The organism is Oleiharenicola sp. Vm1 (genome assembly GCF_047777955.1).
In the GTDB taxonomy this organism is placed as follows: domain Bacteria; phylum Verrucomicrobiota; class Verrucomicrobiia; order Opitutales; family Opitutaceae; genus Didemnitutus.
Genome location: NZ_CP180536.1, coordinates 24,441 through 47,133 on the forward strand (window position 1 = coordinate 24,441; position 22,693 = coordinate 47,133).

General features: G+C 62.1%; 19 protein-coding genes. 4 read left to right on the plus strand and 15 right to left on the minus strand.

The genetic code is table 11. The features are described from left to right. Position 1: 1 nt before the first annotated feature. The 13 genes from ACMYLB_RS00120 to ACMYLB_RS00180 all read right to left on the minus strand — a co-directional run bounded on the left by ACMYLB_RS00120 (position 2) and on the right by ACMYLB_RS00180 (position 14,746). Positions 2–2,776, minus strand: coding sequence for a hypothetical protein (locus tag ACMYLB_RS00120; protein ID WP_415907074.1), 2,775 nt, complete (start codon positions 2,774–2,776; stop codon positions 2–4). Positions 2,777–2,785: 9 nt separating this feature from the next. Beyond that, on the minus strand, positions 2,786–3,184 hold the full coding sequence (locus ACMYLB_RS00125) for a hypothetical protein (RefSeq protein WP_415907075.1): 399 nt from the start codon (positions 3,182–3,184) through the stop codon (positions 2,786–2,788). 11 nt (positions 3,185–3,195) lie between these two features. Next, positions 3,196–3,630: a hypothetical protein gene (locus tag ACMYLB_RS00130; RefSeq protein ID WP_415907076.1), complete on the minus strand. Its 435-nt coding sequence runs from the start codon at positions 3,628–3,630 to the stop codon at positions 3,196–3,198. Positions 3,631–3,638: 8 nt separating this feature from the next. Beyond that, on the minus strand, positions 3,639–3,917 hold the full coding sequence (locus ACMYLB_RS00135) for a hypothetical protein (RefSeq protein ID WP_415907077.1): 279 nt from the start codon (positions 3,915–3,917) through the stop codon (positions 3,639–3,641). A gap of 67 nt (positions 3,918–3,984) precedes the next feature. Beyond that, positions 3,985–4,206 carry a hypothetical protein gene (locus tag ACMYLB_RS00140; RefSeq protein WP_415907078.1) on the minus strand — a complete coding sequence of 74 codons (222 nt, stop codon included), beginning with the start codon at positions 4,204–4,206 and terminating at the stop codon, positions 3,985–3,987. Between the two features lie 63 nt (positions 4,207–4,269). Continuing rightward, positions 4,270–9,201 carry a hypothetical protein gene (locus ACMYLB_RS00145; protein ID WP_415907079.1) on the minus strand — a complete coding sequence of 1,644 codons (4,932 nt, stop codon included), beginning with the start codon at positions 9,199–9,201 and terminating at the stop codon, positions 4,270–4,272. A 71-nt stretch (positions 9,202–9,272) separates the two neighbouring features. Next, complete coding sequence (locus ACMYLB_RS00150; RefSeq protein ID WP_415907080.1) at positions 9,273–10,415, minus strand: hypothetical protein; 1,143 nt, start codon at positions 10,413–10,415, stop codon at positions 9,273–9,275. A 53-nt stretch (positions 10,416–10,468) separates the two neighbouring features. Further along, positions 10,469–11,308, minus strand: coding sequence for an MmcB family DNA repair protein (locus ACMYLB_RS00155; protein WP_415907081.1), 840 nt, complete (start codon positions 11,306–11,308; stop codon positions 10,469–10,471). Between the two features lie 5 nt (positions 11,309–11,313). Beyond that, the gene (locus ACMYLB_RS00160) at positions 11,314–12,090 is read right to left on the minus strand and encodes a hypothetical protein (RefSeq protein ID WP_415907082.1); all 777 of its coding nucleotides are present in this window, start codon (positions 12,088–12,090) and stop codon (positions 11,314–11,316) included. Between the two features lie 36 nt (positions 12,091–12,126). Further along, positions 12,127–12,726 (minus strand): HNH endonuclease signature motif containing protein, encoded by a 600-nt coding sequence (locus ACMYLB_RS00165; protein WP_415907083.1) that lies wholly within the window; start codon positions 12,724–12,726, stop codon positions 12,127–12,129. Positions 12,727–12,729: 3 nt separating this feature from the next. Next, a complete protein-coding gene (locus tag ACMYLB_RS00170) occupies positions 12,730–13,383 on the minus strand; it encodes a hypothetical protein (RefSeq protein ID WP_415907084.1) in 654 nt (217 codons plus the stop codon). Beyond that, positions 13,380–14,264 carry a hypothetical protein gene (locus ACMYLB_RS00175; RefSeq protein ID WP_415907085.1) on the minus strand — a complete coding sequence of 295 codons (885 nt, stop codon included), beginning with the start codon at positions 14,262–14,264 and terminating at the stop codon, positions 13,380–13,382. The genes ACMYLB_RS00170 and ACMYLB_RS00175 overlap by 4 nt, the downstream gene beginning before the upstream one ends. 29 nt (positions 14,265–14,293) lie before the next feature. After that, complete coding sequence (locus ACMYLB_RS00180) at positions 14,294–14,746, minus strand: hypothetical protein (protein ID WP_415907086.1); 453 nt, start codon at positions 14,744–14,746, stop codon at positions 14,294–14,296. A gap of 62 nt (positions 14,747–14,808) precedes the next feature. Between ACMYLB_RS00180 and ACMYLB_RS00185 the strand changes: the two genes are divergently transcribed. The 4 genes from ACMYLB_RS00185 (at position 14,809) to ACMYLB_RS00200 (ending at position 19,848) form a co-directional block, all read left to right on the plus strand. Next, positions 14,809–15,186: a hypothetical protein gene (locus tag ACMYLB_RS00185; RefSeq protein ID WP_415907087.1), complete on the plus strand. Its 378-nt coding sequence runs from the start codon at positions 14,809–14,811 to the stop codon at positions 15,184–15,186. 45 nt (positions 15,187–15,231) lie between these two features. Further along, the gene (locus ACMYLB_RS00190) at positions 15,232–17,799 is read left to right on the plus strand and encodes a type IV secretory system conjugative DNA transfer family protein (protein WP_415907088.1); all 2,568 of its coding nucleotides are present in this window, start codon (positions 15,232–15,234) and stop codon (positions 17,797–17,799) included. 169 nt (positions 17,800–17,968) lie between these two features. Further along, complete coding sequence (locus ACMYLB_RS00195; protein WP_415907089.1) at positions 17,969–18,679, plus strand: zeta toxin family protein; 711 nt, start codon at positions 17,969–17,971, stop codon at positions 18,677–18,679. After that, complete coding sequence (locus tag ACMYLB_RS00200; protein ID WP_415907090.1) at positions 18,676–19,848, plus strand: hypothetical protein; 1,173 nt, start codon at positions 18,676–18,678, stop codon at positions 19,846–19,848. The genes ACMYLB_RS00195 and ACMYLB_RS00200 overlap by 4 nt, the downstream gene beginning before the upstream one ends. A gap of 11 nt (positions 19,849–19,859) precedes the next feature. Here ACMYLB_RS00200 and ACMYLB_RS00205 read toward each other — a convergent pair whose 3' ends face one another. Then, positions 19,860–20,621, minus strand: a complete 762-nt coding sequence (locus tag ACMYLB_RS00205) for a hypothetical protein (RefSeq protein ID WP_415907091.1) — start codon at positions 20,619–20,621, stop codon at positions 19,860–19,862. Continuing rightward, positions 20,618–22,582: a hypothetical protein gene (locus tag ACMYLB_RS00210; RefSeq protein ID WP_415907092.1), complete on the minus strand. Its 1,965-nt coding sequence runs from the start codon at positions 22,580–22,582 to the stop codon at positions 20,618–20,620. Before ACMYLB_RS00210 ends, ACMYLB_RS00205 begins: the two co-directional genes overlap by 4 nt. Positions 22,583–22,693 lie beyond the last annotated feature (111 nt).

Consider the following 22,693-nt stretch of genomic DNA (forward strand, 5'->3'; position numbering starts at 1 on the left):
TTTAGGCGGCTCGTGGTTTCGCCGACTTCGCCTCAAGCTGCTTATCCACTTCCTCGACTACTCCATCGAACACGTCGCTATAGCGATTGAGCGCCCTGGCTCGTTGGTCGAAGGTGTCGCCGTTGGATGAAGCGACGTAGAGCATGTAGGGATTCACGCGATTAACGAGCGTGCCGCACACGGGCACGCTTCCTTCGCGTGAGAACAACGTCATGAACGCACCGCGGCTACTGCCCTTCTGGTGCTCCACCAGTTCATAATCGAGGATCGCTTGCCGTGCGGCCTCCGGCAGTCCGATCACATCGCCCATGCGATCGACGGCCGCTTTGCTATTTTGCCGCAGAAACAGGAATTGCTTCGACTGATTGAGGATCAGATCGAGGAGCGCGGGGTCGATCTCCTCGATCTGGCTAGCCTCCTGAAACGACAGCAGCGCACAGGCCTTGTATTTGCGGAATTGGGCCAGGGTTTCTTTCACGTCCTCCTTGGCGTTCGGCATCCGCAGCAGTCGCCGCAGCTCCTCCCAGACGACGAGCTTCAGCTCGGCACGCGGCCGTGTGATGATATACTGGCGCACCCGCGCCGGGAAAACGAAACCGGCAATCTCCTTGAGTTCGCCGTCCTGCAAGAAGGAGTAATCCACGTGGATGCCCGCGCCATCGAGCTTCACGTTCGTCACGCCGTCGATGAACGCCCCAACCGTGCCACCAACAGCCTTGCCGCGAGCCAAGCCGGAGACTAGACGATCCAGCTCCTCAGACATGCTCACCGACTTGTGGTGAGCCATGCGGCCGTTTTTCATCAGACTCCAAAGCTGTGAAAACTGCGGGTATTGCTCCGGCTTGAATGCCGCCAGTGCACACTTCATCACCTCGGACTTCGTAGCGGGATCGTTCGCGAACGTGACGATCTGTTCCTCCGTCAATGCCGAGAGCATTTCATCGACGCGGCCCGGATCGGCCGCCGCCAAGTCGCGAAGTTCGGTGAAAGCGTCAATTTGTGAGCTGCCACCGGGCATCGTTTCCAGCCGCTTCGACAGGAGGAGCGCGCGCCTCGCGATCTCGTATGCGCGCGCTTCGTCCTCTTGAAGGAAACTCTTCGCCGCGCCGAAAAACAGTTTCGTCACGTATTCTCCGATCAGCGACTCGCGCGTTTTCTGCCGGTCCTCGTCTTTGCTTCGACCGATCAAGCGAACGCACACTGCGTTGATCTCGCGGAAGTTTTCATCGGAGAGGGGCAGCCCGAGGGTGTCGAACGGATTGAGCGTGTAATTCGATCCCGCTCGTGGCACGATGCTCTGGAGCCCGTTCAGTTGCGCATATGTCGCATAGGCCAATCCCTCCTCGAAAATGGCTTGGTAGCTCGCATACGGCGAGGCTTGCGTGAGAAGGTCGATCGTCGTGGCGGTCTTACCCGACCCGTTCACGCCGACAACCACGGTGTGCTGAGGCGTGCCATTGCTCGTGGTGAGTCGAACGCCGCAGAGTCCGCCTGCCGGCGTGTGGTAAATCGCCATCGGTTGCTCGTCCAGATGCCCCGTGAAGGATGACGAAATAGGGAGCACGTCGCGCAGGTTCTTGTTCTCCCAATACACGTCCCAGTCGCGATAATCAGATCCCAGCCATCCCGGAAGGGTCTCGTGAAACAAGTTGGTCGCTTGGGTCGGTTCGTTGACTTGGTGATACTCCAGGCCGTCGAGCGCGCTCAATGCCGTCTTCACAGCGAGACTCCGCGTGTTCAATTCGTCGATCGTCGGCGCACACACCTTCACCGTCCATAGCACACGGAACGGCAGGATTTCCCGCCGCTGGAGGAAACTGATCTTGTCTCCCAGGCGCTTCACTTCGTCTGCGGCGCCGTAGCTCTTCGGGTCGTTGACGTATTTCAGCCACTCCTCGCGCTCGGCGCGAGTCATCTCGATCTCTCGCTCGATGTCCTGCGGGTAGATGTTGAAAACAACCGTGACGCCCTTGCTGACCGACGAGAGCAATGGCAAAAGATCGCCCATGCGCGTGCCGGCCGGCCGATCGCGCATGACGAAAACCGTGTGGTGCATTCCGTCGAGCGTGATGCCGACGGCGCCGTCGTGCCGCGGCATCTTAAACGCCACCGCGTCCGAGCGGAGGCAATTTTGGAGGATGCTCTTGTCTTCGCGGAATCCGTGAGTCGCCTCCTGGATGGACCCGGAAAGACGCGTGGCCATGCTCGGGTTCAGAACACGACGATAATGCTGGCAGTGCTCACGATCGCCCATCCGCTGAATGCGAGCAGTGGGGAAGATTGCATTCAGCACATTGAGCTTCGCGTCGAAGTTCACGGCCTGTTGCCGCAGGTAAGTTTCGTAGGCGTTCAGGCTCGTGAGGTCCGCGGCCTCCATGCTGTTGCACTTGAGCCCGAAATACAGATGAACTCGCTCTCTCTTCAGCAAGCCTGCATCGAGCGCGATCTGGGCTTCCTTGTGGCGGAACTGCCTATTTAGGGATGCCCATCGCGTCATGCGGCCGGATTTCGTGAACGAATCGGTAGCAGTGGAGTAGTCCGTAAGCGGTGCGTGAAAGTCATCCTCAACCGACCACTGGATCTGCATCGCCATTTTGTTCGCAAACAGCGCCGTGAGGAGCCGGCTGTTCCCCTGCCAGAGTTCCTGGAGGACATCGAGGCCGGCAGTGCGGAGGTCAGGAACTTCCAACCTGACACCTTTGGCGAGGTAGGTTTCCTTCGACAGCGATTTGCCGAAGAAGAGCAGCCCGTTGATGAAGTAGCCGTCGGGGAACATCGTTACCGTTTAGCGGGAGCGACCAGGCATCGCCTGGTCCTTGCCTTGAATGGTGGCCAGTGTGGCCGAGACCGCGACACCATTGCGTAGGCGTTCGTTTGTGATCCGTCCGGGCTCGGAGGCCGCTTGCAACGAAGCCGCGAGATTGCGCAGAGCAGCGCGAACAGCGGCAATCTCCGGCGGCTCGCGATCGAGCGCCGTAGAGAGTTCTTCGGCGCCTGCGCCGATCTGCTTGCGCAGGTCCTCGTTGAGTCCTGGCGTCGCCGGACGGTGCGATTGCAAGCCCACTTCGTGGGCCCACATTTCAACGCGAGTGGCGTCACGTCCGAGCAGGAAGCCCAGTCGGAACATTTCGGCGGCGGTGGAATTGCCCGAAGAGGGCAGAGGCGGCATATCGCTGGAGGCCATGTTGTGGAGTGTTACTTACTGTCACCGAACTGCCGAGCGGCAGTGATGAGAGGGTGAGCAGCCGCATCTTGCGGCCGGGTGAAAAAAACGTGCCGCGCGCGGAACGCGGGCACGAAGGGCAGAAAACGGATTGGCGGGTTGTCCCACGTCGGCCGGTAGCGTCGCAGTGATCGCCACATATCGCTCCGATAGTGCGGCGGCTTGCCTGCGACAAAGAGCTTCACGTAAAGCAGGGCAACCCACAGCGGGCTCATTCCGACGATGACCTTGAGCCACCACATTTCGGCGCTGGCGATCAGCCACAGCAGCGTGATGAGCCCCCCCGCGGCTCCGCACGCCATCACCGGAAATACAACCGCCCAACCGCCCTCAATACCGAAGTCTTTGACCTTCGGCACGCGCCCAGCGTCCGTGGGCGTGTAGGGCATCATCGAGCGGGCGTCCATCGCTCACGTCAGAACGGCAGCGAGTCGGCAAAGGGCACCGTGACCGGCGTGAACTTGAGGAGCAGGCCGTAAACGATCATCGGTGCGAGCGTGATGACGAAGCCCCAGAAGACTTCGCTCGTGCGCTCTTCCTTCTCGCGGGACTTCGCGCCCTTGATGATCTGACTGATCCCTTCGTAGGCGGCGTAAACGCACGCGAGCGGCAAGCCCCAGCTCAGGGCTTCCCACATGGTGATCGTGGCGGCAATGACCGGATTGAACGGGATGGTGGCGATGATGCTTAGCATGGCGGTGTTTTGGGTTAAGGTTGGACGGCTGGTTATTTGCTGGAATGAACGAATTGAGACAAGTCTATTATTGGGCGAAGAGCAATCCTTGGGTGACGGTCGCCAAGTGCAGCAGCGGGTCGCCGACGGCCGTGGCGACACCGCCGGCGGCGATCAGCAGCCCCGCTGCCGTGCTGAGCAAGCAGGGCTCCCCGTAGCGAATCCGCTCCATGAGGCCCGTGCCGCATCGACGCAAGCCGAGCACAACACAGACGGCGAGCCAAAGCGTTGCGTTTGGGTTGGTTCGCACCCACGCGAAAACCGGCCCAAGCAGTGAGTTGATGTCTGACGCGTTCATGGAAGTGCTTTCTTTTTATCGGCCCGTTCTGCCGCCGCCCTTAGCCGCGGCCGTCGGCAACGGAGCTGCCGCAGGTTGACTCGCCGCGGTCGCCCGGTTGGCGAAGCGATCGCCACCGCGCTGAAACGGCTTCTCCCTCATGTCTTTCTCCAGCGCGACGAGATCCGCCTGCAACTGCGTCAGGCGCGACTCATCGAACGGCTGAACCGAATCGACGAGCTTCGCGGCCTCCTCGCGCTCCTGCCGTAGAACGCCAAGCCGCTGTGTGAGTCCCGCCGGCTCCAGCGCAGCCTGTTCGGCGGTTGCCTGCGTCAGCTTCAACAGCGCTTCGCCGCTGCCGAACCGCGCCGGTTTCACATCAGCATCCGGCCGCCATTCGCCATTCTGGCCAGGCTTGCCCACGTAGGCCACGAGACAGATTGCGTCCTCGTCCGTGGTGATGAGTCGGATTTGTTCTTTCACGATGCTCAAGGGCAGTCCGTTCACGGTCACAGTCCCGAGTTCGCGCTTCATCTGCGACTGCGGCAGCGGCAAAACTTTCCACGCTTGCACGAGCGCATCGAGCTGCTTCGTGACGGCCTTCGAGTCGCCGACCAGGATGCCCTTCGTCTCCTGGATCATGTTCGTGCATTTCTCGATGACCTCACGCTCTTTCTCAGTGGACTGCTCAGGGGCGCGCAGGTTCAGCACCTCGACAACGGCCGCGCACTCAGCCGGACGGCTGAACGGTGGAGCAACGTGCGCTGCGTAGGCGGCGGCGCGCTCCTGCGCCTTCGGCAGGTTGCGTTCACACACCCGGATGTCGCTCTCGATCGCGGATAGATTTTCACGAAGCGACTGCCCGCGGTTGAAGACAACTTCCCGCTGAACCTTCTGCTCCTTGATCTCCGCGATCAGCTCAGCCCGACGCATCTGCCGCTTGTCGGTGATGAGCGCAGCCTTCATCTCTTCGAGGCGGATTTCGCCGGTGTCCTCGAACTCGATGCCGACGCCCTTGGCCGCCAGACCTTGTTTGATGAACGCCGTCTTGCGCTGCAAGCGATGCCAGATCGCCGGCGTCACGGTATCCTCCATCCCGTAGTAGATCACCCGCACCTCGGGGTTCGTGTTACCATCGCGGAGGATACCCTTCACGTCGAACTTCGTTGCGAAGCCGATCTTCTTTTCGCGGTGGCTTTCATCCACGACGAGGAAATCGACGCCGAGCTGTTCCCAGGTGAGGCCTTCGTCACTGCGCTCCTTCATGCGCTCAAGTTTCTCCTTCAGGCGTTCTTCGGCCCGCTCCAAGGCCTTCGCCATCCGGCGAGCAAACCCGCTCGCCGTCCGGTTCTTGGCCCCTTTCGCGTTTTCATCGGCCGCGCTCTTCACAGCGCGAAGATCCGCCAGCTCCGCTTGGAGCCACTTCACTTCCGTCTCTTGGGAAACCGGGACGCGCTCAAAGTGACTGCGCTGCATCAACACCAAATCCCAATCGCCGGTCGCGACGCGATTCTTGAACCGCTCGCGGTTCTCCGCCTTCATGTCGTCGTCAGTCGAGTGGAGGATTCGAGCCGAAGGATAGACGTTCCGCGCCGTCTCAACGAACTGGGCATAGTTCGCATTGTCGCAGAGGATCATCGGCTTTTGCGCCGCTCCCGTCCGCTTCATCTCATAGGCTCCGAGAATTCCCACCAGCGTCTTGCCGAAACCCACGCCGTAAGCGATGACGCCGGCCTGCTCGCTGAGCACGCGCATGACGCCGTTGCGTTGATGCGGTCGCGGCACGAGAGCCCCCGGGCCCGTCGCGATGTTCGGGAAATTCAAGGCGCGACCATCGGGGTCCGGGGCGACAACGTTGTTGAACGTGTCGTTGTAAGCGTCCTCGATCATCTGCCGCGCATCCTGCCGGCTGCCGATCCACTTCAACCACGCCTGCCGCATCGCTTCGGCACGCTCGTTAGCGTTCGCCGTGCCCTGCTCATCGAAAATGATCTTCTTCTCGTCCTTCGTCCCGACGGTGTAGGTGATACGGATCGGCTGCTGGTCCAGAACCGCCTGGAAGATTTCAGACGGCGGGACGGTCCGCTCCGTCGCCTTCGCCGACCACTGTGCCAGACGATTCGACCAGGCAAATTCCGAGACGAGCCACGTGCTGCCACGCTGGAAATAGTTCAGGTGGAAATCCGAACCCTGGCCGAAGGTCTCGGCTGCAAAGTCGCGCACCAACTCGCTCGGAACCCATGAAGAGCCGAGCGGGGCGCGGATGTTGTCGAACGGAACACGCGCGGGCTGCACCGCGCGGAGGGCTTCGACATTGAGCGTGAAGCGCGCATCCGCCTTGGCTGCCTCCTCGGCCCGCTCAAGTTTCCGCCGCACATTGCCGGTGAGGTAGTGCTGCCTCAGCTCCATCTCGCCGGTCTCGGGATTCTCGTAACCGACGCCTTCAACGGCGAGGAGTCGCTTCACTCCCTCCTCATCATCTTTGCCGGTGAGGGAGCAAATGTAGGGGATGTCGATTCGCCCGTGCTGCCCGACTGAGATCAGCACGGCGTCCATCACCGTCTCGGCTTTCGCCGGCGCGATTGCCGGCCGCAGCGTCCGCGTGGTCAGAATTGCCGCCGGCTCGATCTGGCGCTGCCTCTTGCCGCCATCTCCTTTCACTTCACGAACGATCTCCAGGGCCTCGGTGTTTCCGAATTCTGGTTCGTAGCGGAGCAACGCGCGCAGCGCCTTGCTCTCGCCGATCCGCCCGTGCTCCTCCACAAAATCGCCGTAGGCTTTCCGCAACGTCGCGCGGCAACGATCGCTATCGTTGTCCGTCGCGTGTGGGTTCAGGTCTGTCTTGATGACCTGGCGCAACGCATCACGCACGCGCATCCAGGAAAGCGCCAGCTCGTCGCCGACAGCCGCGTTCGCGACTCCTCGCGGAAGTTTGAAATCCGCCTTGTGCCAATCCGGCGATACCAGCTCCCGATCGGGGCTCACTTGGTAGAGCCTTCCTTCGACCGCAACCAAACCGCCAACCTTGTCCGTCGTTGCGGCCGTCAGCGTCTCCGCGACCGCCTCTTCGTCCTCAAGCAGCGGGTTGCGCACGGCGCGCTCCTGCGAGCTGTTCGGAACGCGCGACGGCAGCGCCGCTACCGCGGCGTCGAGACGATCGTTCAGCGGCTTCATCTTCGGCGTGGAGACAACGGTGTATTGCCCGGCGCCGTCGTCATCGTCCGTGCCAGCACGCGCCGCCGCGCCATACATCTTGCCGCGCAGGGAGTGCAGACCCAGCACCATCTCGGGATGCCGCAGGAAGTATTCATTCACGAGGGTAGTCTTGTGCAGTGGCGCGCCATCAAACCGCGCCACGCCCTGCCCCTCGGCCACCTCCGTCATCAGCACCTGCCGGAACACTTCACTCTGAACACGGCGTTCCGGCGTAGGCTTACGCACGATCAGAATGTCAGTGACCACTTCTGTATTCGCGTTGTCCGCGAACGCATCGTTCGGCAGGCGTATCGCGCCCAGCAACTCCGCGCGATCGGCGAGCGCGTTCCGCTGCTCGTCGTTGTTCTGCAACGTCGAGCTGCTGGTGATGAGCACGGCCAGGCCTCCGGGGCGGAGCGCGTCGAGACCGCGCGCGATGAAGTAATTGTGAAGATTGAACTTCACCTTCCCCTTTTGCCCCGACGGATAGACATCCGAGAACGGCACGTTGCCGATCACGAGGTCGAGAGAATTAGGCCGGATCGGAACGTCCTGGAGCGCACCTTCCTCGATCCGCGCCTGCGGGAAGAGCAGCTTGGAGATTCTGGCTGTGATGCTGTCCTTCTCGACACCCAACACCGTGCTCTTGGCCCGCAGGTCTGCCGGCATCGCCGCCACAACCTTCCCCGTGCCGCAACCGAACTCGCCCACGCTCCCACCCTCGAATCCAACGTGCCGCGCGATGTTCCACAAGCGGTGGCAAATCGGCTCGTCCGTGTAGTGCGCGTTCAAAACGCTCTGCGCCGCCAGGCGCCACTCCTCGTCAGTGAGCGTCTTCTTGAGCTGATCGTAGAATCCGCCAAATTCCGCCTTCCAGTTCTCCAGGTGGCTCGGCAGCTCCATTGTCGCATAGTAGCTGTGCGCTCCGTAGCGCTTCGCCATCTCTGTCTTCTGCCGCGCGAATTCCTCGATCGCCTCGGCCTTCTCGCTGTCGAAAACAGACTTGTAGGCGCCCCAGCCCGTGTAACGCGCGAGCACCTTCTTTTCTTCCGGTGATGCCAGACGGCCCGCCGTCTCGATCTCCTTCAGCAGCTTGATCGCATCGAGGTTCGCGCGGATACGCGTCTTGGCCCCGCGCGGCGTGTAGTCGTCTGCGGGTGTATAACTGAAATCCCGCTCCTCGGGTTTCAGTTCGACCGGCACGATCGGTTTCGCAGCCTTCGCTGGTTCAGTCGATGGCGCGCCTTCCGCCGGCGTCGGCGATTCCGCAACCGGGCTTGCCGGTGCCTGCACTACTGGCGTCGCCGGCGGACGCGGCGCCGCGTCCGCAGCCGGCTTCGCCGGAGTCGGCCGCACTTCGGGCTGCTCGCCGGCAGGCGCCGGCGGCTTCGGCTGCCCAGCTTTAGGTTGTTCGCCTTTGCGCGCCTCGGGGAACAGAACCGCATAGCGCCGATCTGCGTATTCGCGCTCGAAGCGCCGTGTGAGGACGTAGTATTTCCCGTTCGTCGGGTTCGTGAACCTCGTAACCAGATTGACGCCGCGGCGTTCCTCGCGGCGCTCGTTGAATCCACGCGTCAGAAAATCCTCGATGAACTGCTGACGCGTCACCAACCGCTCGGGCATCGTGCCTTTGCGGGTGTAGGGCTCCTGGCGCAACAGCGCGATTTTCTCCGCCTCGCTGGCGAACACGTCGCCTTGCGGCACTTCGGCCAGCGGCATGGTCGAGAGCGCATCTGCATCCTGAAGCGGTGCAGCGGCCGGGTTTTTCAGCATCTCGAAGAGATCGGGAGTCTTTTGGTCGTGAGGCATACGCGTAGCGGAGGTGACGTTGATGTTGTGGGTGGTTAACGCCGGCGCGGGCCCGCGCCCCGGCTCTGTTGAAATAGTGGCGGCATCGGCTGCTGCTTCGATGCGTCAGCACCGCCCAATGCCATTCTGACGCTCAGCGACGGCTCCATCACGCCGATGCGGCCGTATTCGGCCCAGTCGGGCGCGAGCTTGAATGTCCGATTGCGCTTCTGCTCCGGCGGCGTAGCGGGCTGGAGCACGCCGCGGTTTTCAAGAGCATCCAGGGATTCCCAAACCGTGCGGAACGCCAATCCGGTCTCCGCCATCAGTTCCGGCGCTCCGAAAGGTTTGCCCTCCTGATCGGCCATGCGATGCAGCGCCTGCGCAATTTTCGTTCCGCTGTCAGTGCTCATGCCTTCCGCACTGAGGAGCTGAACCACCCCGGCTTCCTGCTGGCCCCAGACCTTGTAGCTGTCCGTGATGGATTGCGCATCGGCCGCCCAATCCTCCACGCGTCCAAGCGACCATCGAAACCACTCACCGGGTTTCAGTGCCGCCCACGTTTCCGGCGTGCCCGCCTCCATGAGGCTCGCACCCGCGCCGATCGGATTAACTTCCCCCCACCATTCGTTGTGCATGACTCCGCGACCGAGGATTTGCGGAGTCAACACGTCGGCAGCGTGCGCACCGAAGGCACCGGCGAGCACGCGGCTCGCCACAGTCGCCTCGATGACGGGATGCGTCAGCGCCTTGCTCTTCAATTCGCCCGACGCCCAGGTTCCGATCCATTTCTCACAAGCTTCCTGCACCTCCGCCGACGGCCGCTCGAATCCGCGATCGAACGCGGAAAGAATCTTGCCCTGACTGCCGAGCCAATGGGCCCAGACCGTGTTGTCCTGGCCGAACGATTGGCGGAACGCCGCCGCGGCGGTCTGGTGGTCCTTGGCCGCGGACACCAGGGCCGACGTGCCTAGCGGAGCAAGCCGATCGTCAAACTGTGTCTTGGCGCGCTGCGCCATCGCCTGCGGAAACCAGCGGCGCAAGGTGTCGATCGCCCCGAAGCCAAGGACCGCGCTAGGGGCTCGCGACATCAGCACGCCGATCTCCTCCCTCAGCCGCTCGTGCTCCCGGGCTGTGCCGGGTGCGATGTCCGGCATCATTCCATCCTTTAGCCAAGCGGGCAGCTTTTTGGGAGTCATGCGGAAGTCCTACCTCCGCACCCGCCGGCATCGCAAGCCTTATTGCATTTACACTAGCCCGATACAATAAGGCCCGCAGCTTCGGCCCGGTTATCGCCGCCCCCGACTTGGGCGCGCATTCTCTCAAGCTCCGCCAAGAGGTCCGGCGTCAGCTTGGCGCTGATATTCGGGATTTTCGCCCTGAATGCAGCGACTTCCACCGGAACACCCTTCGCACACAGCAACACGAACCGCACGGCACTGGAAATCCGAGCGATGGTCTCTTGCGGCGCCAGCTCCGCGCGCGTCTTTTGTTGGAGTTCGCGGATGCGGCCGTAACGCGTCGCGTTGTCCCGGCTCACGGCGACCGCCAGAACAACGTCCATGTTCTGCTCTGCCGCCACCGGCCTCAGTTCACCGGGAATCACCCGCCGAATCTCGGTGCCGTCCTGGCTGCACAGGATCACGCCCCATCCGCGTGGCCACAATTCCTGAGCAACCAGTCCCTCCGGCATTGCAACGTAGCACAGGTTCGTCGGCCAAGGGCGATTCCACTTCGTGTCGCCCCGGAAATCCCCAACGCTCGTCTTCACCTCGATCACGATAGTGAGAACCCGCGGCATAGCCGCCCGCTCCGCATCCCACACCGCTTGCTTCGCCTGCCACGCGGAAACACGCGCATCATAACCTGCCTTCTCGCGCTGCGCGAAGTCCGGGCCACGCGGTGCCCGCCGAAGGAGCTGTAGGCCGACCAGCTCCGTGGTCGTCGGGGTGCTAACCCCAACGACATCACCGATCCAGCGCTCGGCAACGGCCACCTCCGTCTCGACTGGTTTGAATCCGTTGCCGTCTAGCCATTCGACGGCCAAGCGTGTGACACTGGCCGTCAGGAACGTTTTGTTCCGATCGAGCATGCGGCTTAGCGCCCCCGACCGCCGAGGCCGTCGTCTGCTCGCCGCGGCTGCGGGAGCGGCGCCGCCGGAACTTCCACTTTCTGCCGGTCGATCCGGCCCATGAATGAAGGAACGCGGAGACGGAAGAAATGCTCACCGCTCCCGGCAGTCAGGCTCCGTCCGGCGCCATCCTGGCCGCCGCGATAGTGTTCAAGCAGCCGTTTCACGGCGTCTTTCGATCCGTAGAACCAAAACGCGTGATCCTCGAAGATCATCTCGCCCGACTCGCGGGTAATCCTCGCGAAGTCCGCTTTCACGCGATCAAACTTCCCTTGGTCGATCGGGAGCGGATCATAGTTCGTCGGCTTCGCTCCTTCGGGCCGTGTGTGGCCCGTGATCTTCTCGAAGAGATCCCAGAACGGCGCATCGAAATACCCTTTCGACGACTCCGGCTGGAGGTGCATGCTGTGCGGGCCCGCAAGGGCGAACTTGAAGCTCGGGTTATCCGGCCGATCCCACACGGTCACTTCGGTGATCTTCGACAGGACGACCCAGTGGTTCGCCATCACCGCCACGAGTTCGCCCGCGCGCAATTGCTCCGCCATCCACGTCTCGCGGAATTCGTCCGCAAATGGCTCGCCCAAGGTGATGCTGTCCGCCTCCTTCAACTTGATCTCACGAGATCGGTAATCGGGTCGATCGAGATCCACGATGAGCGCGCCGTTCTGGCCTTCGTGGATCGAGACGATCGAAGCGGGTTGGAAATATAGCGCAGGGGCTGCTTGGATGAGCGGGCTTGGCATTGGTGTTTGCGTTCAGCGGTTGGTTTTGCGCCGCGGTTACGCGGCATTGGTATTCTGCCGTCGGGCAGAGAAATTCAATCCCTCCGAAACTGTAGCACGCTCGCCGTGGCGACGCGCCGTGGTTCCCTTCCTCACCAGCGCCAAATTCTCGATGAAGCAATGGCGCGTGTCCCCGTCCTTGAATGCCAGCTCCCACCCCTCTGGCACGGTGCCGCCGGCCTCCAGCCACAATCTTCTGTGCAAGGCATGCCGGTCGCCCGTCGTGCAATGCCAGTAACTCGTGCGGCCACGCGCGCCCGAAAAGGAGTAGCGAAGGCCACCATAATTCAGTTTCAGCTTCGCGGGCCGCTCATGCAATTTGCACCCGTGAAACGCGAAAATCTGCTGCATCGCTTGCGCCGTGCGCCCGTAAAGCACAGCAACTCGCGCGCAAGAACCGAGACGTTGATAGTCGGCATACATCTGCGCGACGATCGCGGCCGGCAGCCCTTTGTTGCCGTAGCCAAGCTTCCTCACCGACCTCGCAGCCGCCCGGCGAATCGTCTCCGCCGGTGCCAACGGCTCACACGAAAGCGCGCGCCGCACCTGCTCTGCCGAGAGGCCCATACGCGCCAGCATGAGGGCTCCGGCGTTCACGGCTCACGAGAAAAAGAACTTTCTGAGGAGCAGCGCGACAATGCCGCCCGCTGTCATCGCTGCCGCGACAATGCCGGCCAGCTCCCAGATCGCACGTTGGCTCCGCGTGTCCAGAACCTGCGTCGCGCGATACATCGCGTTGAGGAGCGTCGGCACCTCGCGATTGTATTTCTCCATCATCACGGCGAAGTCTGCCATGCGCTGGAGCATCACGTCGGCGCGCGCGCCGGCGTCGGCCGAAGCCATCTGCAATTTCGTCGCGGTCTCGATCGCACCGCGCAGCTCGTCGATCGTGAACTGGCTCAGGTCCTGGCTCGACCGGAGAATACGCACGATTTGAGAGAGAACGAGTTGGCCGCGGGTGTCGTAGAGAGCCAGCACGTCGGCCATCAGCCAGATCGGGTCACTCTCCGTCACCTGGCGTTCCTTCCAGAGCTTCCGCAGGTTCTCCATCGAGGGCATCTGCGGGAACATTTTCTCGTAGAACTGGAACGCCTCCTCGACCTTGCGGCGGAACTCCGCTTCGAGCGCGGCCCGTTGCTCCATGCTGAGCGGCGCGGCCGGCGCCCCATCCTGGGCGGCGCCGGTCGCGGCCTCACGAACCAGGTCCGTGAGCATCGAACCACCGCTTCCTGTCTTGCCGCCGGCTGCGCTCATCGGACACCTCGCGCAGTGAGGAAAGCGTTCAGTTCGTTCGGCGGGAGCACGACACGCGCCGCCGCATCGAACTGTTCCAGCATCCGCGCCCAAGCGGAAATCGCCCGGTTGCGAGTGAACGAGTCCGCCGGGCACGCCCGGTCCTCGGCGATCGACCGGATCGAGTAGAGCTGACCGGTCGCTTGCCCATCGGCCAGTTTGAAGATGTCGAGCGAAAGGCCCTCCAGGGAGATTTCCGCGCCGCCGAACTCCTCGATCACTTTCTTGCGGAGGTCATCCGCAGCGGCCGTGTCCCACGGAACGCGGAACGACTTCTTGCAGTTGCGAACCACGAGGTAATCGGCGCGATCGCCGACCTCGGAAACGAGCTTACGCGCCTGCTCCACGGAAACGCCCATCTCGTCCATCATCAGGATATACGTGACGCGGAAGCCGTATTCCTCCGTGAGTTCGTAGAGGCGCACGTCGCGTGCCCACCTGAGCATCGTGTCCGCAAACTGATTGGCGACACCATCGACCAAGGAAACCCGCGCCGTCGGATCGACGGCGAACGCACGCACCACGTTGTCGATTAGCGGCATCCCTTCGGCGCCGGCGAAGTCAACTGACTCCACCCGGTGGGGCGCGGCGAGCGGATGCGTTCCTTCGGCGCCGAAAATCCTGGTCAGCGTCCGATGCTTCGTATCGGGGTCGGTGACGCTGAGGGAGAGCGTCTGCGCGCGCAGCAGATACCACTCGATCAGTTGCGTCATCGTGAAGCTCTTGCCGGTGGCGCCTTTGTCGCCAGCAGCGACGATCAGACGGCAGTCGGCTTCGCTTTGCGGACCGACCGCGGTGGCGTTGGCCGCCGGGGTCTTGGTGGTGGATTTCGAGGATGCCATAAAGATATGTAGCAGGTTGAAGGTTGAAACTACTCACTCGGTGCCGCCGCGCGCAACCGGCGCTCTTCGAGCGCCGCAACGGAGGGCGCCCCAAGGCCCGCCTTTCGACGCTCGGCAGCCGAACCGCCGCGCGTGCTCGGCGCCGTAGTCTTCCCGGGCGCCGGCTTCGCCGAAGCGTGCGGCCCGACGAGGAACCGGCTCGGGTCGCTCGCACGACGGCCACGCGTCGATGGCAACCCGGCCGAAACGATGAACTGCTTCGCGGCGCGCTGGAACCCGCTGTAAGTCGTGCGCAGGCCCGCGGCACGAAAAGCGTCCCATATTTCGCGGACGGTTCGCCCGTCCTTCAGCAACGCGGTGACTTCTTCCTTCTCCTGCATCAGGACATCGAGGACGCGCGGCGTCCTGGGGGTATCGCGAAGGGCAGCAAACTCCGCGTGCAGCCGCTTGGGATCGTAGGCCAGGGGAAGATTGTCCGGCATTTTTGTCACAGACCCCTTTTTTCGTGCTTTCCGAGACTTGTCAACTATACGATAAAGCCCGCGTGAAGAATCTGCCGGCCCATATCCCGCCGCGCTTGCGGGGCTACGTCTCATTCTACGAGGCCCATCCTGCCCTCGCCTTACCCCACCGCAACCCCTACACGGGGCACACCCTCAGATCGTTCACCGTCGAGTGTGATTGTGGACGGAAAGCCAGCGCGGACGACGTTCATGGCGTCATCAACGATTACCCCATGCTTACGGAAGTGCGATACGTCACCGGCTGCCCCGCATGCCATCGCCTCATCTACAATTCCGCTCGGCTTCGCACGGATGGCGCAATGGTTCTGCTCAAGGACGGTGAGTGGGTTTGCTGCTGGCCCAACTCGATCGCGCACCGATTTGGCGCACTGCTTCGCCGCATCGGCCTCCTTCCCTGATCGCCAGTTAGGCCAGCCCCCACCAAATTTCCAACGCCCCCCATCATGACACGCCTACAGTATTGCGGCTACCTTGTGCGACGAATCGCCGAAGCTTTCCTGATCTTCGGCGCAGCCCTCTACGCCGTCCACTGGCTCCAGCTTAACGGTTGGGTTCAGCCAACGCAGCATCGGTGGCTGTTTCGCGCGACCAACGCCGTTCTCGGTCTCTTCCACTATCACTACGCGAGCCCCCCAGGCTGGATGCTCGCGATCCAGTGGTGGACCTGGCCCGCCTGCTTCGGATTTCTCACACACATTTGCCTCGGGCCAAAGCAGCAGCGTCCCATCTTCCTCCGCGTGCCCGGTAAAACGTGGCAATATGGGCACACGGCTGCTGATCGGAATGCCGCTGCCCGCGGCGGCCTCATCACGGGCGCCACCGGCTCAGGTAAGAGCCAAATCTGTTTCAATCCGCTCTTCCACAGTGTGACCATCAACGAGTGCGGCCGGGAGCGGCCGGCGTGGCGCTCCTCCCGGTCGCGCCCGCTTTTGGAGAGCGCACGCAAGCGCTTCCGCAAGGCCAACGATGCCGACCGCAAGAGCATCGCCAAACTCGCCGACGAACACGAACGCGCGACGGAGGCCGCGAACGCAGCCCTCGACAAACTCGTCGCCGAACTGTTCACCCGCATTCTTGAATGGCAGGCCATCCATCCCGGCAAGCCGTTCACCCCGCAGATCGCGGGCGCGCTCACCGACGAGCTGAACCGCTTCGTCGGCTTCGGCGAACGCCCGCCCGATCTCAAGCCTCACCAGCAGACTGAATGGATGAAACGCTCCGCGGCGCGCAAGCGTGGCGAACTCCTCACGATCGACCGCGCTACCATCGTCTCGCTCTTCGATCGTCTCGCGACACTGCAACGCTTGGAGGCGCCAGCGCCACTCGAACGCAAGTCCGACTTCGACGTGCTCTATGAGACCTACCGCGATCGTGCGGCCGACGCCCAGGAGATTGACGAGAAGATGGCTTCGCTCAATGCGCGCATCGCCATCCGTCGCCTCGAATTCCAAAAGTTCGCTGACCCGCTCAAGCCGCTTCGCTTCCAGGTCGCACCGTGGGGCGGCCTGGTCGCCGACGAAAAGGGCAACCAGTGGCAGGTCGTCTCCCAGCTCTTCTCGCACTACAATCGCGACGAGGACCTGATGTTGATTCAGACGCGGCCCAACGACGCGCCGCCCGGCTGGACGCCGCCGGCGCGCTTCAACTTGCTCAGCTTCGATGATCTTCCGGCCGACACCTACGCGAAGCTGATCGTTGACACCGGCCTCGCGATCGAGGGCAGCGACAAGCCCGACGAGTTCTTCGTCCCGCAGGCCCGCGACAAAATCGGTTGGGGCATCAAGCTCATGCGCGCCGTCCGTGCCGCGCAAATGGACATCGGCGAACAACCGGAGAAGCTGGTCTATCCGGCGATCGACAAGATTCTGGAAATCCTGACGACGCTGAACAACTACAACGCCTTCCTGATGGAGGTCGGTTGTGCGCCGCACACGCGCAAGGTCACGCGCACGCGCACGGTGTTCAAGAAGGGCGCGAATGGTGAAGACGAGGAGGAGAAGATTGACGAGGAAGTAGAGGAGACGGTCCCGGCCCGCCTCAACACGCCGGCGTTGCGCGAAGCGCGCTCCCGCTTGGAGAACGATTATTGGTCGCAGCCCGACGAGCAGCGCGGCGGCGTCGCGAGCACGATCTACAATTTTCTCGTGCCGTTCACTGAGCCCGATGTCGCAGCCGTGTTCTGCCGAGACAACACCTTCGACCTTCGCGCCGTCTATGATGGCAAGGTTGTCTCCGTCGCGCTTCCGCAGAAATTCGCTGTGCAGCGCCGCTACGCCGTCGCGATCCTCAAGACGATCACCTACCAGCTCGTGCAGAATCGGTTCGACCTCATCGCCGACAAGGCGGCGTGGAAATACCGCAACTTCATCTGGATTCCGCAGGACGAAATGCAGCGCTACGCGATCGAGGCCGACACTCAGGTCGATACGATTCGCGAGGCGCAAGGCACCACCTACGGCGGCGCGCAAACGCAGGACGCCATGTGGAAGGCGCTCGGCGGCCGTGAAAAGGCCACGCCGATGATCGCGAACTTGCGCAATCGCTGGATCTGCACGGCCGCAACCGAAACCTGCGCGGAAGAGAGCGCCAAGCTGATCGGCAAATACACCGCACCGAAGCACTCGCATTCGCGCGGCGCCGGCGGCGGCTCGTCCTCCATCTCCTACGAGGACCGCTTCTTCATCAAGCCGCACCAACTCATGGCGCTCCCTCCTTTCTGGGTCGTCTTCGCGCCTGCCGAAGGCTGGTGGCTCTACAAGAAGATGATCGTCATGCCGGTCACGCCGGACGGCAAGACGCCGCGCTGGTGGTTCGGCGATCTCAATCCGATCGTCTGGCTCGCGGCGTGCGTGGGGCTGCGCAAGTGGTCGTCAGTAATCTGGCCCTGGCAGGCAAAGGCGCCGATCCGGGCGACGATCCGCTACCTGCTCGGCTTCGACGGCACGTTCATCGTCGTGGAGAGGCTTTCCCGCTGGAAAGCGCGTCGGATGTCGAACCGCAAGGTCAACTGATCGCGCTTAATTAAGGAATTAAGCGCAACTATCCTCTGCCGGCCAGACGATGTAGAATAGAGGGCACGTCACCCGTCGTTGTGCGTGCCCTCTAAACAGCCCCCATCCTGGGTTGCTATAATAAGTTCCATTCGCCCGACCAACCGCGCTCCTGCCACACTTCGTCACTATGGTTGCCCCCAACAAAACTGAAAAGAAAACGATTATCTTCATCGCCGGCGGCAACGGAGCTGGGAAATCAACCCTGGCTCGCGCGCTCACTGCCTTCTATTCTGACCTAGGGGTTCAGTGCGCGCTTTACGATGCAGACGACTATTCGCCTTCACTGCTGCGCTTTTATCCGTCGGCACAGCGCGTCAGCGCAACCACAGGTGGCCTTGCTGCGATCTGGAATCACGCAACGCCCGTCGCCATTGTCGATCTCGGGGCAAACTTCATCCACTCCTTGCGCGATTTCGACACCCAGACCGGCCTCATCACTCGCTCATCTGCACACCGCATCGTAATCTGCTACGCGCTTGCCCCCAATGTCGCAAGCGTCGCCCTGCTGAAGCTCCTTACCGATCACGTCGGCCGTCGCGCCACCTACGTTATCGCTCGCTGCGATTCTATGCCTGGAACGTGGGATTTTTGGGACGCGAGTAAGACCCGCCAGCTAGCACTGAACAAACTGCGAGGTGAGGAGATTCATATTCCCGCACTCGATGCCGATGCATACTCCCGCCTGGATCGGTTCGGCGTGTCTTGGCCAAACTCGGTTTCAGACGATCGCATCGGGCTTGGCTGCGCGTGCTTGGTTCTCGGCTGGCATCAAAGAGTATTTTCTGAGTTCACCAAATCCCGCCTACTCTCAGTAGCCGGGCCTCGTTCAAGCACATGATCTCATCCGGTTCCTACCCAAACGTCTGGGCCTCTATTTCCACCGGGGACATCCCCTCTGCCCGCGCAGCCTGGGACCATTTCACGAAAACTCTCCCGAAAACGACGGCTTATGTCGAGGGGCGACGCTTCTCGGGTAATGCAACATTCCCGCGCCCCTACGACGCGTTGCTCGATAATCTCCTCTCAATCATACACTGGACGCTCTGGCGCTACGGTTACACACCAACGCCGTCCCCGACAGAATTCGATAGTTGGTGGTCGATTCTACCCGCACTCGACAAAGCAGCTCAGAAGCAGTCGCCCCGCTACTTCCTCGCGCCACCTCTGTGCGAAGCCCTCCTCCGAACAGAGCCGCCCCCCGATACTGAACCGTATTTCAAGCTCCCGTTCCAATCCTTCTACATCCAACTGCCCGTCGGTTTGGTCCGCCTTGGCGAGCTAGACATCACTCAGATCCTGGTCGCTCAACGGGAGCACCGTGAGGAGTTCCAGCTACCCCTGCCACTGGTGAACGAAATACACCAGGGCGCTGGCCTACCACTGCCGGCCCAGACGCGCGCACCAAGTCAGTATTTTGTCGGCGAGGTTCCTACCTCCAACCTCACGCTGACTTTTTACCACGACAATAGCCTACTATTCACGCCTCAACCCCACGGCACATTGAGTCTCCCGCTTGCCGGCGACCGTCCCCTTACGTCGCTGCTTTCATTGGGCGACACCCTCAACTCGCTTCCGTCCGATCCTTCGCTCAAGATCGACAACAGCCGCACCTTGCTGCTGCTGGTCGTCAACACAGTTTGCTTGCTGAACTCACGCCCTGAACTCGCGCCGACGGAGCACACGTTGATGCGCGCTCCTCGCGAGAGACACGGTAAGCTGAAAGGCGAACTTTGGTCGCCCGCAATCCTCGGAGCAGACTATGCTTTAAGGACAACATCAACATCCTCGGGAGGAGAACCGTCTCCTGACGATCGCGGCCTCGTGCGCCCACACTGGCGTCGTGGCCATTGGCGACAACAGCGCCACGGTCCATCTCTGACGCAGCACCGCCTTCTGTGGATCGAGCCGGTTTTAGTTAACGCTGATCTCGCGCAGCGACATGACTATCATGCGATGCCGCCCCTCATGGGCGGGGCCTGCACAAAGCGCAAACCAATCGGCCGCTAAATGCTTTGCGGCTAATCCTGGCTCTTGCCGAAGAACGAGTCGCACGCCTGACGGATTTCCCAATCGTAGGGCTCAACCCCTTCAGGCGTGGCCTTCTTCATCTGCTCGCGGCAGAATGCAACCCATCGCTCAGGCGTAAGTGGAAGCGTCTGTTGAAATAACTCGCCCGCTGGCGTGAGCGCCCCCGCGTCCACGGATGTGCCAGGAGGACATGCCCGGCTGTAGATCGTCGCGAAGCGCATCGGGGCGATCAGGCTGGCGTAAGCATCCCAGTAGCTACCAAAGCCGATCACCACAACGGCCGCCGTCTTGTCTCTGTCACCAACCCCACCCCGTTGCCATGCGAGTCCCCACGTGCCCGAGGCAGAATCCCACGCCACAAACAGCGGCCCTCGATCCATTCGCTCCGCAGGAAACAACATCGGCATTTCTTCGCAGTGCAGGCACTGCCCGACCCGCCACTCGCGCGTGATCGTCGGCACTGAGGCGCGAACCCCGCAGCTCGCGCACGTGTGTTTGTCGTGCTGCGGCAGACCTCGCCGGTAGCGATGTGCGATGCGAATCTTCGTATTCAGGCGCCACGTCTTGAGCACGTTGAGTTCATTCACCGCGTAGGGCTCACCCGCGCGCAGCTCCGCAATAAGTGCTTCCGGGTTGATCTGTGCGGCGTCCCGAATCACCGCGTCCCAATCAGTCGGCGCATCGAGCGGCTGAAACGCCGCGTCGATGGCTTGGTCGCGGCCGAAGGCATGATCGTGTGGGACAATGTTCATTCTTCATCCTCCGGGAGGTCCGTTTCGTCTTTCAAATTCACCAGAACAGGCGCCACGCCCGCCTGCGCCGCCTCAATCGCCGGCTTCACTTTCGACCACTGGGCGAGCAGCGGCACAGCAAATTTATTCCGCCGCTTCCACTGCCTGTCATCGAGCAGGCGCCTCGCGAGATCGGCCGGCAATCCGGTCGGCACCCATTGCGTCTCTGAAATGGGAGCCACACCAAGCTTCGTCGTGATCGGCCGCGACGCCGGCGTGTCATGACGATACGAGGACTCCGCCCAGCGCTTGTTGCACTCGTAATCGTGGACATACAGCATCCCCGCCTTGTCGTGCTTACTGTCCGGCTCAGGAGGCTCCCAGTGATGCACCGTGAAGACAAAAGGCCCCTCTCCGCGCTTGCCAATGTTCCGCTTCGCGGCGGTCCCGTATTTCTCTTTGTAGAACGCCCACCGGTAGGCGATGATCTTGTCGCCCGGCTTCAACGCATCGTTGCGCGCCAGGCGTTCAAACTGGTTCGTGTTCAAGCTATCCGTGATGCCAGACGAGAAATCCTCGATCAGCTTGATGTAACGCGGCGCGTCCTCGCCGAACAAATCCGCGCCGCGTGGGATGTTCAGGATGTCGCGCTGGTCGATGATCCCCTGGAGCGCGAGCGCGAAGGGCATCCGCTTCCGTTGGTGATGCTTCGCTCGCTCCGAGGCCACCCGACGCAAGTATTCATCCAGTTCCTTCGTGTAGTGTTCGCTGTCGAGCCAGTCCTGCAACGTTCGATAAGTGGCGTCAGTCTTCCAGCGCACGGGGCATGGCTCCTCTTCGTTCGCCATGTCTGCCCGATCGCGTTTGTCCTCAACGCGCTTCCCGCGGCCGAATCGTCCGTCGAGATCGTCGCCGCCATCGGCCGCTCGCCAGTGCGCCGTCCAGATTTGCTCCTGAAACGCCCGCAGCAGTCCCGGCATGTCGTCACCCGCGGGGAAAATGCGCTCATCGAAATGCACGTCCGTAGAGAAGCGCCAGACGTTCTCGCCGTCGCGCACCCAAACCAGGTTCTCCATGTTGTAGGCGTTGTAATATGCCGCCAGCAGACCACCCAGCCCCTCGCTGCGATAATCGCGCTCGGTCCGGCGAATCCGCGTCACGAGGATGCACTTCGGCAACGGCAGGAGCTGCTTCCATCGGCCCGATCGAAGCAGCCAACGATCGACCCGCCCAACATCGCGCCAATCCATGTTCAGCAAATTGGCGATCAGACCCAGCTCTTCATCGAGATAAATCCGTGTTTGGAAAAGCCCATACGGCTCCTCCCGCGGCGCGCGATCGCCGCGCCGCAACTGTTCGAGGCCCGCCGCGGGGTTGCAGTAGGCGTTCATCAACCCCATGCCCTCGCGGAAGTGAGAAAGCTGCTCTTGCATCTTCTCGCTCGCGGACGCCATTCGCTCGTCACCAACGACGCCTGCGAGTTGGCTTTGGAGCAGCCGCAACTGGAGCCGGTTGCGATTCTGCGGCGTGAACGAAAGCGCATAGCGCCCCGCCGGACTCGCGCTAGCCATTGTGTCGGTCCCGTCGCCGATCAGCCCCGCGACCGCCGGCGTCTGCAATTCGCTGATCTCGCGAACGTGGATCTCGTGAAGCAAGCCCATGTATGTGCCATCACCGTCATGCGGCCAGTGGCTCGGCTTCGCCTTCGGGAAGGCCTTCTTGAAGGCCGCAATGTTCGCCAGCGCCTCCGGCATATTCGACCAGACCTGGATCACCTCTTCGTCACCATGCGGCAATGAGACACCGGGGATGAATACTCCGGCGTAGCGACCAGTAAGCACCGCCGGGAACGGATGTCCCATGACGAGGGCTTTCTTGGCCGTGGCAAGGTCCGGGAAGCGCCCTTTGCGCTCACCCCAATCGGCGATGTAGTTGCCATCGCCGTAAGGGTCAGGCCCGAGACTGAAACGGAAGAGTTTCATCGAGCCCTCACAATCTCTTCCGCTTCGCGGATCGCATCGTCGCGTTCGTATTCATTTCCCAGCATGATCGTGTTCTGGAGATGGTCAGGCAAGGTCCGCCACGACGCCAGA